The organism is Acinetobacter lwoffii, assembly GCF_022809915.1.
Classification (GTDB): domain Bacteria; phylum Pseudomonadota; class Gammaproteobacteria; order Pseudomonadales; family Moraxellaceae; genus Acinetobacter; species Acinetobacter lwoffii_M.
The window spans coordinates 50,425-62,178 of the sequence record NZ_JALGQY010000018.1 but is presented as its reverse complement, the minus strand read 5'-3'; the positions used below and the strand labels follow the sequence as shown (position 1 = coordinate 62,178).

General features: G+C 39.1%; 10 protein-coding genes and 3 pseudogenes. 11 read left to right on the top strand and 2 right to left on the bottom strand.

Annotated features, from left to right (window positions below; genetic code table 11):
* Positions 1-640 (bottom strand): IS5 family transposase (locus tag MTX11_RS10580; RefSeq protein ID WP_243475076.1); only part of this gene is annotated, 640 nt, incomplete at its 3' end.
* A gap of 55 nt (positions 641-695) precedes the next feature.
* On the opposite strand from MTX11_RS10580, the pseudogene MTX11_RS10575 reads away from it, so the two are divergent.
* From MTX11_RS10575 to MTX11_RS10530, 10 genes and pseudogenes are all read left to right on the top strand, one after another.
* Positions 696-902, top strand: a pseudogene (locus MTX11_RS10575) (hypothetical protein); the annotation flags it as partial.
* An 82-nt stretch (positions 903-984) separates the two neighbouring features.
* Positions 985-1,602: an AAA family ATPase gene (locus MTX11_RS10570; protein ID WP_243475075.1), complete on the top strand. Its 618-nt coding sequence runs from the start codon at positions 985-987 to the stop codon at positions 1,600-1,602.
* Positions 1,602-2,600, top strand: coding sequence for a ParB/RepB/Spo0J family partition protein (locus MTX11_RS10565; protein WP_001085468.1), 999 nt, complete (start codon positions 1,602-1,604; stop codon positions 2,598-2,600). Before MTX11_RS10570 ends, MTX11_RS10565 begins: the two co-directional genes overlap by 1 nt.
* 426 nt (positions 2,601-3,026) lie before the next feature.
* Positions 3,027-3,467: pseudogene (locus MTX11_RS10560) on the top strand (IS5 family transposase); the annotation flags it as partial.
* Positions 3,468-3,555: 88 nt separating this feature from the next.
* Positions 3,556-4,575, top strand: coding sequence for an IS21-like element ISAba8 family transposase (gene istA / locus MTX11_RS10555; protein ID WP_243475074.1), 1,020 nt, complete (start codon positions 3,556-3,558; stop codon positions 4,573-4,575).
* Complete coding sequence (istB, locus tag MTX11_RS10550; protein ID WP_096902795.1) at positions 4,575-5,348, top strand: IS21-like element ISAba8 family helper ATPase IstB; 774 nt, start codon at positions 4,575-4,577, stop codon at positions 5,346-5,348. Before istA ends, istB begins: the two co-directional genes overlap by 1 nt.
* Positions 5,349-5,423: 75 nt before the next feature.
* A pseudogene (locus MTX11_RS10545) lies at positions 5,424-5,918 on the top strand (IS5 family transposase); the annotation flags it as partial.
* Positions 5,919-5,947: 29 nt separating this feature from the next.
* Positions 5,948-6,118: a hypothetical protein gene (locus MTX11_RS10540; protein ID WP_168382101.1), complete on the top strand. Its 171-nt coding sequence runs from the start codon at positions 5,948-5,950 to the stop codon at positions 6,116-6,118.
* 512 nt (positions 6,119-6,630) lie between these two features.
* Positions 6,631-8,286 (top strand): HNH endonuclease signature motif containing protein, encoded by a 1,656-nt coding sequence (locus tag MTX11_RS10535; RefSeq protein WP_243475073.1) that lies wholly within the window; start codon positions 6,631-6,633, stop codon positions 8,284-8,286.
* Positions 8,287-8,837: 551 nt separating this feature from the next.
* Positions 8,838-10,070, top strand: coding sequence for an ATP-binding protein (locus MTX11_RS10530; RefSeq protein ID WP_001255534.1), 1,233 nt, complete (start codon positions 8,838-8,840; stop codon positions 10,068-10,070).
* A gap of 270 nt (positions 10,071-10,340) precedes the next feature.
* On the opposite strand, the gene MTX11_RS10525 is transcribed toward MTX11_RS10530, so the two are convergent.
* A complete protein-coding gene (locus MTX11_RS10525) occupies positions 10,341-10,670 on the bottom strand; it encodes a DUF4236 domain-containing protein (protein ID WP_000506885.1) in 330 nt (109 codons plus the stop codon).
* A 208-nt stretch (positions 10,671-10,878) separates the two neighbouring features.
* On the opposite strand from MTX11_RS10525, the gene MTX11_RS10520 reads away from it, so the two are divergent.
* Positions 10,879-11,745, top strand: coding sequence for a BrxR family helix-turn-helix transcriptional regulator (locus MTX11_RS10520; protein ID WP_243475072.1), 867 nt, complete (start codon positions 10,879-10,881; stop codon positions 11,743-11,745).
* Positions 11,746-11,754: the final 9 nt, after the last annotated feature.

The window sequence follows — 11,754 nt, the reverse complement described above, 5'->3', positions numbered from 1 at the left end:
CATGCGCTTGCCGATCTGCAATGACCTGACGGCATTGCTTGGTGTCATAAGCTCCATCGGTATAAACAGAGTCAATCCGCTCATCTTGTGGAATCTGATTAAGTAAATCACCAAGCACCTGTGAATCACTGACATTATTGGTTGTAAGCTGAACTGCTCGTATTTGCAGGGTTTTAGCATCTATACCAATATGTAGTTTACGCCATTGGCGACGATATTCAGCTCCATGTTTCTTGCGTTTCCATTCGCCCTCACTTAGAAACTTCATGCCTGTAGAGTCCATGAGTAGATGCAGCCCATCGCTACTTTTTTGGTAGCTGATTACAATATCAATATGCTTTTGTCTTCTACAAAGCGTGGTGTAATCTGGAGCTATCCAATTTAATCCGCAAAGTTTAATCAGACTTTGCACAAAGCCAGTAACCATACGTAAAGACAGACGGAATAAGGATTTAATCATTAAGCAGCATTGGATGGCTGCGTCGGAGTAGGTTTGATTTCGCCCTTGTTTGCCTTTTGATGGCGCATACCATTGCGTAGCAGGATCAAACCAAATGGCAATATTTCCGCGACTCATGAGTGCTCGGTTATATGCGGGCCAATTGGTTGTGCGGTAGATTTTGTGTGTAGGCTTCTTCATTTGAAAATTATATCGCTGAAAAACCCTTTACAGATAGGTTTGTGCAACAAAGCCTTACGACGATCACACTCAGCTATGCATTCACCTTGCTGATTTTATTGCTACATACAACTTCGACCGCAGACTCAAAACACTCAGGGGCCTGACTCCCTACGAATTCATCTGCAAACAGTGGATAGATGAACCTGAACTTTTTAAGATTGATCCGATCCATCAAATGCCGGGACTAAACAAAAGAAAAAAAAGGCTTTTAGTTTTTTAAATTTCCACAGTGTAAATTTAAAAATATTTTTTTAATTTTTAAAATTATGCTAATATAAATTTAATTTTTATATATTTAATCCATGACAATATACGTAATTGCCAATCAGAAAGGTGGCGTTGGAAAGACCACACTCTCAACCAATTTAGCTGTTGCTCTGAGCAAAAAAGGTCAGACTATTCTTGTAGATGGAGATGATCAACAATCCTCTATAAAATGGAGTAAACGTAGAACACAAGACTCGATTACAACCATTTCGCTCAAAGATAATTTAAAAGAAAAACTACAACAGTTAAAAAATAATAATAAATATATTGTATTGGATGTTGCAGGACGTGATTCAGCTGAGTTTCGTTCAGCATTATTAATAGCAGATGTTCTTATTATTCCAACGCAACCTAGTCAAACAGATATCGAAGTGCTGCCATTTGTGCTTAGATTGGTAAATGCTGCTAAGCAAGTAAATAAGAAATTAGAAACTTTTGTAGTCTTAAATAAAGCACCAACCAATACCAAATCTACAGAAATTGATGCTGCTTTAGAGTTGCTACAACAAGTCAAGTCTGTGAAAACACTAAATACCATTGTGCGTGATCGCAAACAATTTCGCGATGCAATGATCGAAGGAAAATCAGTATTAGAAATGGGTAGTAGTAAAGCAAAAGATGAATTAAATGAATTTTTGGTGGAGATCCTGTAATGGCGAAAAAACCACTCATTGTCGATTTTGATGATGCCTTTGAAATGGAACAAGCATTTATTAATGCAGCAGGAACAGGCAAAGTTGCATTGGTATCATCGACTGAAAATAATATTGTTGATCTACCTATAGAGCTTATTGACTTCTCAGAGCATCAACCTCGCATTATTACAGACAAAGTTTTACAAGATGTTGAAAAGCTTGCCAAAAGTATTGAAACGAATGGGCAAATTTATCCGATTGTTGTGATCAAAAAAGAAGAAACATATGAGCTTGTTGGTGGAGAAAAAAGGTTTCGAGCTGTTCGTGATGTATTAAAACATAAGACTATTCGTGCAATTATTCGAGATGATAAATCTACAGAAAAGACAGCTTTAATTTCATTGATTGACAATTTACATCGGTCAAATCTTAGTGATTTTGAATTAGTCAATGCTATACAAAAACACTGCGATGAGTTTGGTTATACTATACAAAATATAGAATTTATTACTCAAAAATATCAATTAGATCAATCTAAATACTTTAGATTAATGAGCTTTTATAAACTGCCAAACTATATAAAAGAAGATCTAAAAATCCACCCCAAAGCGATTTCAGGTGCAACCGCACAACAATTGTTAACTGAATTAAATAAACTGGTTTTAAAGTTTAACCATCAACTAGTTGAAGATACCACGTTAACCATATGGAAAAAGTACCTAAATGAATTTACAGAAACAAATCGTCCATCAAAAAAATTCATTTATCAAATAGAAAAAGCATTAACGGTACAAGAGACAGCTAAAAAACAAGATCAAAGCATCGAAAATGCCTCTCTAGTAAACAAAATGATCTTAAAAAATAAAAATGGTCTTAAATTTGGTTCGATTAAGATCGAGAAAAGTCTCAATGGGAAAACAGTCCTAAATATTCGCACCAGTTTAAATGCTGAATTTAATCAAGAAAAGATTGAAAAGTTAGAAGAATTTCTTGCCGGTTTAGATGACCACCCATAAAAATTATAAATTTCCACTGTGGAAATTTATAATTGAGTATCCAATATTTTTTTAAATATTGGGTACTGCTATTTATCATACATATTGAATTAAAAAGTGTTAAAGGGAAAAATGCTTACCAGAACGGTAACTGATCTTCTGATGGATCTAAAATTTCATCCATATCAGAATCAACAATATTTTTATCTTCATGATCTGCCTTTTTAGGCTTAACAGATTCTGTTGAGCCTAAGTTGTAAATTTAAAAATTAGCCATTTCAACAGTATTGAGTTTATACAGCCAGTATCAGCTGAGATGGTTACGATAGAAAAAAATTGGAAATGCAAAAAAAATCACTTGAAGTCCTGACCAAGTTAAGTGCAGTTTTGATAGGCTTTGTTGCACAAAGCTATTCTTGAGGGCTTCTTTAGCAATATAATTTCCAGATGAAGAAGCCTGCACCTAAAACTTACCGTACAACCAATTGGCCCTCGTATAACCAAGCTTTAATCAAGCGAGGAAATATTTCAATCTGGTTTGATCCTAAGACCCAATGGTATGCACAACCACAAGGCAAGCACGGACGAAATCAAACTTATTCCGATACAGCGATTCAATGCTGTTTAATGATCAAATCTCTATTCCGTCTTTCTTTACGTATGGTCACTGGCTTTGCTCAAAGCCTGATTAAACTCTGTGGCTTGAATTGGACAGCACCAGATTACTCCACCCTCTGTAGACGACAAAAGCATATTGATATTGCGATAAGCTATCAGAAAAGTCGTGATGGGTTACACCTACTCGTCGACTCTACGGGTTTAAAATTTTTAGGTGAAGGTGAATGGAAGCGTAAGAAACATCAGCCTGAATACCGTCGGCAATGGCGTTGTTAGCGGCAGTGTAAAAATGACCCCCTAATGGCATTTAAAAACTGACCCCCTTGGTTAATATAGCGGTCATTTTGGACTGCTCAACATGTTAACTTTGGAGCAAGCAGTGACAATCCAAATACTTCATCAACAAGGTAAATCTATTAAAGCCATTAGTCGTGAACTGGGGGTATCCAGAAATACCGTACGTAAATATTTACGGCAAAACACCACACCTCAGTATCAGCGTATACAGCCTAGAATAAGTATCCTTGACCCATACAAACCCTATTTACTCCAACGTGTAAACGCAGCTCATCCTGAATGGATTCCTGCTGTTGTGCTCTACCAGGAAATTTTAAGGTTGGGATATCCAGGAAAGATCAGGATCTTGAGGGAATATCTTGCAACATTAAAACCAGTTGCTAAACCAGAACCGATCATTCGTTTTGAAACCCAACCTGGCCAACAAATGCAGGTGGATTTCACCACAATTCGACGCAACAACACGACTTTAAAAGCCTTTGTCGCAACATTAGGGTATTCCAGAGCGACTTTCGTGAAATTTTATGATCATGAACGTACGGATGCATGGATCGATGGTCTAGAAAATGCATTTCAGTTTTTTGCAGGAGTACCTCAAGAAATCCTGTTTGATAACGCTAAAACGATCATGATTGAACGGGATGCCTATCAGGAGGGGCAGCATAAATGGAACCCCAAACTGCTCGACTGCGCCAAGAAATACAGCTTTCGTCCTCGCGTATGTAAGCCCTACCGTGCACAGACCAAAGGCAAAGTTGAACGCTTTAATGGATACCTCAAATCAAGCTTTATTGTGCCATTGAAAGCAAGCCTGAAGACTTCGGGTTTACTGTTAGATGTTGATGTCGCCAATGCCCACATTGGCCGGTGGCTGCATGAAACCGCCAATCAGCGGATTCATGCCACCACGCAAGAAAAACCGGCTGTTCGACTGCAACAGGAGCAGCAAAAATTTACGCCATTACCGCAATCAGATACAGGTTCTAGCACTGTACCTGTTGCAGCAGCAGAGCATGTCATGCCCTACGAGAGTTTGCAGCATCCCTTATCGGTATATGACCAGTTGCTGGGAGTTTCCTGATGAATCTGCAATACGACCGTATAGAGCAACTTTGCCAAAAGCTCAATCTGCCTGCCATCGCATCACAATGGTCACATCATGCACAACAAACATTAGGTCAAGATGGAAGTTATGCCGACTTTGTTGAAGCTATCTTGACGCATGAATATGCTGCCAGGCAACAGCGCAGCCAGCAGGTCCTGATGAAACTCTCAGGCCTGCCTCAAGTGAAAACCCTGGAAGGTTACGATTTTAATTATGCACTGGGTGCTCCCAAATCACAGGTGGTCGAGTTGTTCAACCTGAGCTTTATTGCTAGAGCAGAAAATGTGGTGTTTCTCGGGGCTAGCGGTGTAGGGAAAACGCACTTATCTATGGCATTAGGCTATAAGGCCATCATGAACAATGTCAAAACCAAGTTTATTACCGCCGCCGATCTCATGCTGCAACTGAGTACAGCCTATCAGCAAGGTAAACTGAAAACCTATATGCAACGTGCGGTACTGGGACCAAAGTTACTGATTATCGATGAAATTGGTTATTTACCGTTTGGACGTGAAGAAGCGAATCTGTTCTTTAACGTGATTGCCAAGCGTTATGAAAAAGGCAGTACGATATTGACGAGTAACTTACCCTTTAGCCAATGGTCTAAGTCGTTTGCGGATGATGTTACGTTGACCGCTGCGATGTTAGATCGGTTGCTGCATCACTGTCATGTGGTACAAATATCGGGTGAGAGTTATCGTTTGAAGGATAAAAAAAGAATTGGGATTCAGCCCCAGGTTGAAATTTAATACGAGATCAAAGGGGTCAATTTTACTTTGCCATTTGTAAGGTGAAAGGGGTCAATTTTAGAATGCCGTTGACAGCGTAAACTGCATATTGGTATAGATGCTGAAACACTGCAAATACGTGCCGTTCAGCTTACGACAAATAATGTCAGTGATTCACAAGTACTAGGTGATTTACTGGATCAAATCCCACCAAATGAGCGAATAGATTCTGTCTATACCGATGGGGCGTACGACACGAAGTGCTGCAGACAAGTGATTTCAGATCGTCAAGCACATGCAGTAATTCCACCCAGGAAGAATGCCAAGCCCTGGAAAGATTCTAAAATCAGTTCAATAGAACGAAATGAGTTACTTCAAACGGTTAAGCATTTAGGCAGAACCCTATGGAAAAAATGGTCGGGCTATCACCGTCGCAGTTTGGTGGAAACCAAGATGCATTGCATCAAATTATTAGGAGATAAGCTGACGGCAAGACATTTTCAAAGTCAGGTCAATGAAGTTCATGCGCGTGTGGCAGTTCTGAATAGATTTACGGAATTAGGTAGACCTCACACCCAAGTTGTCACTTAAATTTGAATGGATTGGGGAAAACTCAGCTTTTGAATGTTTATGCAACAAAGCCGCCTTTAGTTAAAACTGCTAATCATAAATATTCTAAAAATAGCCTAAGCTTAATAAGTGGTTCAAAAGGGGCCCAGGCCTTTGCTTTGTCAAAATCTGATTTGCCAAGCAAAGGCCTGGGAATCCGCGAATTTGATTTTTTGTTTTAATAATCCTCAATATTTTAATTTATTGAGGTCCTTTCATAGAATTAATGAGTAAAAAAAGTCTAATTTGGTTTGACCAAAGAAAAAGATACAAATATGATAATTACATTACAGCAAAATCTGTAATCAGGCGTGGAAACCTGAAAATTACTACAGAAGCATTAAAACCGCTTTAAGCGGTTTTTTTTGTGCTTATTATGCTTAGCTTGCCATTATGGTAGGCCAGGCAGGGCAGTCTATGACTGGCCGTCTTCTGTAGTGCGGTATTTCCACCCCTGTTTGGTCTACCTCCATCTCGTGGAAAAGATGGTTGTAGATAGTAAACTCTAAACTACAGGTACTCAGCATGAAGATTTCATTATCTCAAATCCCCATTTCTCTTACGTTTCTTTTGTTAGCGCTGACCGGATATTGACGGTCATTTAATTCATCGCTTTAACCAAATTGAACGATATGCACTTTCAAATTTCGTATTTGAGCGAATATAGGAAAGTGCTGCCTGGAGAAAACAAAAAATGGGCCAAACTCGATTACTGACGAATATCATTCAGCGTAAAGTCATGTTGCCAGAAGAAATGTCACCATCAATGCAACGAGACAATTTTGAAGTTGCACTGACTGATTTTGAAAAGCATGCCATCATCAAATGTTTATTTAAAGCGGATAACCAGCGTTCTACTGAATGTTGGAGTGTGCGGGAAATTGCAAACTTTATTGGGAATTGCACAGAAGATCAAAATATCAATTTGTGTATCTTGTATTGGAAAGATATACACGGCAACATCTATATTATCGATGGGGCGCATCGTCTTTCGAGTATTTATGCGTGGGTCAAGAGATATTTTGCAGATGAACAAGCCACTCAAGCGCCTAATTTTAGCGATCAACAAAAAGAAGATATTCGTGACCTGCGAAATCATTTAGGGGATCTGGCTGACTTCCAAAAAATTTGTATTGATCCTAAATTTGCAGAACAAAAATCTAAATTAGACGATATTAAAATCAGTTTCCGGCAAGTGCTTGGTACTCCAGAAGATGCACGACGCGTATTCCAATCGATTAACTCAGATACTAAACGCCTGGATAAATATGAGGAATATCATCTAAGAAGTCGGGGAAGTGATGCATATTATGCGATCTATGCTTGTTGTTATATCAATGACAATAAATCCAATTTAGAAGAGCTCCAATATACACGTTTAAATGCGCTCATCGAGTTGGGGGAGAGGATCCATCAGCTGCTTTTCTCTACCATCTTATTAGATACTGAAATGAGTCATGGCAAAAAAATTGGCTTGGTCAATGAGCTGATGAATATCATTGCGGGTGATCAGATTCATAATATTATGAGTCTGAATCAGGGGGAGCGCGTTGAAAACCTAATGTCGCATCTGTTGACCATTCTTTGCAGGATAGCGACGCCTGTAAAAAATGCTGGGGTTCCGAGTTTGGGCTTACATCCATACTTATATTTTTATAAGGATCAGCGTTTTCAGATTACTTCTTTTCTTGCATGGTTTTCAATTGTGTATGAAATTCATGAAAGCCGCATGCAGATTCATCATCGAAAGATTAGTTTCAAGGACTTCACCCGGATACGCCGTAGTATTGAGTTCTTGATCGCCAATTTCCCCGTGGCGACCACCGAAACGGTCGGCAAGTTCGGCAGTGGTATCAAGGGCTATGATCGGCTACAAATTGTCTATAAAGCCTTTATTTGCTTAAGCTTGGAAATGGAAGTTGATTTTGATGATGAGGAATGCCTGAATACCTTTATTCTGTCCATGTCTAAGGCCTTCAAGTACATAAACTTTAACGATTTTTATGTCGAAAGATTTTTGGGTGGTTATGATGATGCAGTCGTCAAGCATGTGGTGGGATATGTGGAGTCGATTAGTCCAATTTCTCGGTCAAAGCCCAAGGCCTTTTCGGCATTAACCAAGAGTCTGCTTAAGCACAATTTTGTGGTGGGTAATCATAACTTTTGCCTCATTTGTGATGGATTGATCTATCTTGATTCTACTGAATCGGATCATCGGATTGCCAAAGCCGTAGGTGGGCAAGGCGTTCTAGAGAATGGTCTGCTGGTTCATCCCATCTGTAATAGGATGAAATCAGATCTGAGCCTGGAAGAGATTAGAGCGGATTTGTTTGGTGAATTACTGTATTGAGCAGCAGAGCGATGAGCTCATTTTTGCAGATGTATCAATGATTAATCACATGATTTAACTTTTGATACATTCAGCCAATGTGGTTATTTTTAATTCAGTCCAGAATCACAACCAGAAACTAGCTGTAGTTTCTGAATGACCGTCAAGGTCCTTAGTTTCGCCCATAGATTCCCTCTGTGGGCTTTTTTTTGATCAAAAATTGTATAGATGCTCTAAAATAAACCTTTTAGCATTTCATAAGCAATTAGGATTAAGGCTGAGACCATCAGCACAACAAAAATGAGTTCCACTCTAGTTAACATATTAATTCCTTTTACTTTTCACTTAATTTATATAGCAGTTAAGTCGCAGCATCAATGACATAACATGACATGGAAAATAATCAAAAAAGATAGAATCTAGATTTTTATTACATTTACTATCCGTATACTTCAACAGCAGCTTTGAATGTTTCACTTAAACTTTAAACTTTTTTTAAAATTGAATATTTTTACATCTAGGTTCTAAACTTTGATAGAATTAATTAAAACTTTAGATTTCAAGTGTAAACAATGCGAAGCGCTAATATTCGACGTGATGGCTACTTAAAATTTCTGAATACATGGCAAGACCGTGATGTCATTAAAGTGCTTTCGGGTGTACGTCGCTCTGGAAAATCCACCTTGTTAGCGATGTTTCAACAAGACCTAAAAGCACAGGGTGTACAAGCCGAAAACATCATTGCTATCAATTTCGAATTTATGGAATTTGAAGAACTCACAGATTACCGTAAACTACATGATTATGTACTGTCTAAAGTTGATAAAAGCAAAAAAAACTATGTTTTTTTAGATGAAATACAACATGTTACAAATTTTGAGAAAGTAGTCGACTCTTTATATGTTCGGGATTATATCGATTTATATATTACAGGCTCAAATGCATTCTTTCTAAGTGGAGAACTTGCGACTTTACTTACAGGACGCTATATAGAGCAACACGTTCTACCTCTGTCATTCCAAGAATTTAAACAGTGGCATATTGAAAATAATCCGATCATCCAACAATTATCCAATCGTGATTTGTATGCCATGTATACGCGCAGTAGTTTCCCTTATACGCTTGCCATGACTAGCCAGCAGGAAACTTATGATTACTTGCAAGCGGTCTATGCCAGTGTAATGTTTAAAGATGTTATTCCCCGTTTGAATACGGCCGATATTAACTCTCTCGAGCGTGTCGCAAGATATTTAGCAAGCGTGACAGGCTCACCCATTTCCATCAATAAAATTAAAAATACCTTTGTTTCAAGTGGGGTTAAGATTTCATTTGAAACAGTAAAACGCTATATTCAGGGCTTACAGGACAGTTTGTTATTTTATAGTGCCGCACAATTTAAAGTACGCGGGCGTGAGTTATTACAATCCTCTGAAAAATACTATTTAGTTGATGTCGGATTGCGCCGGATTATGTTGCCTGATGCTAATGCTGATCAAGGTCATATCTTAGAAAATGTGATTTATCTTGAGCTTGTCAGACGAGGTTATACGGTCTATGTAGGGCGGGTTGATGAATATGAAATTGATTTTGTTGCTGTCGATACTTTACAGAATTTAACTTATTATCAGGTGGCATTAGAAACGCTCAATGAGGAGACACTCAGCCGAGAGTTACGTCCATTACAGAAAATTTCTGATTCGTATCCCAAGTATTTGCTTACCTTAGACACGATAGGGACTGAAGCGAATTATAATGGTATTGTAAAAATGAGTGCTCTCGATTGGTTGCTATCTGAAAATAAGTAAAGTTGAGGGTAGACATGGATACTCTTATTTATTAATTAAAACTCAAAGACTTTTCAGCATCATTCAAGAATGTATTCAAGCATAATTTCTGCTCCAATTGTGATGGATCGATTTATCTCGATTCGATTGAGTCAGACTATCATGATTGAGCCAGAGTCGCTTACTGAAAGTAGCGAGAATTGCGCTGGAGTTTCTGAAGGATATTAATTCCTTAGTTTGCCCATTCATCCATCTGGGCATTTTTTTGATCAAAATACAGTGCTGTTCTTGCTAAAAAATGACGGCACCCACCATAAAACACAATATTCCAAAAATAATCCAAGGCCAGATCTTTGTCTTCGGTTGTTCTAAATTCTGAGGATTATATTCCGTGTGTTCTAGCGATGTCGGTTGTGGAACACGGGTCTTTTTAGAGTAAGGCTGGTGTTTAGAGTAAGATAGTCCCGTACCTGGAATACCGACACTGGTTCGCGTACCTTTTTTTCCAATATTTAGAGAAGCACCAGGTTTGCCAATGCTGGCACTGCTGATGCCTTTATGGGTCAGATTAATTTTAAAACCCGGGAATAATTTAATACTTTTACGAAATCTAAAACCCATATTGCTCTCATTCTAAAACTTAGCTCAATTCACGCGCTATACCAGGATCCATGATCTGCTAGAGATCGTACTTTGACGGCTATCATCAGGATACTAGTATATTTTTTATCTGATGATTGCAATACTACCTTTAAATACCGTCAAAAATGTTTACTGTATATTTGCTGTAGGGTAATCTTAAAGCTGCTATTTATTGACTGATTGGTATATGACGACAGATAAGCATGAAGTCCTGCTACGAATGCGAGCCATCGAGCTGCTTGCTTACTGGGAAGGTCGTTTGGTTACCAATCGTTTGATGAGCTGGTTTGGGCTGAGTCGACAGCAGGCTTCTGCGGATATCAAGCGTTACAATACGCTGTATAACCCCGATACCTTGATTCATGACCCCTCCGTAAAAGGCTATGTGCCTAAAGCCACGTTTCAACCGGTGCTGACTACCGTACATATCAATGAATATCTCAATATGCTCTCGGGCTTGGTCAGTGAATCGCATGCGCTGATTGCGATGCCAGAACCGAATCTTGCAGCAGTTCAATTACCTGATCGCAGTGTACGTCCTGAAGTGATTCGGGAAGTTTTGCGTGCCTGCCGCAACCAAAGTACTTTAAAAATGATTTATGCCTCGATGCAGAATCCGCAGTGGCATGAACGCATGATTTCCCCACATACCCTGGTGTATACCGGTTTTCGCTGGCATGTCCGTGCCTATTGCCATCAGAGCAAGCAGTTTAAGGACTTTTTACTCTCCAGAATTGATCGCACACCTGTTGTGGTGGCGATTGAGTCAGTAGACCCTGCTCAGGATCAGCAATGGCATGAAGAAATTCTACTGACGCTGATCCCTAATCCAAAATTGAATGAAGCTCAAAAAGCGCTGGTCGAAAAAGACTTCGGCATGCCTGATGGCAGATTACAGATTCCGGTGAAAAAAGCCCTGGCTCACTATACCTTGCAGCGATATCAGGCCGCGATCACGCTGGCTGAGGCGGATGATGCCTTGAAATATCCCTTGGTACTACAACGCTCAGATATCGAAAAGCTGTCGTCTTACCTGTTTGATCAGGCCTCATAGGAGATTGAC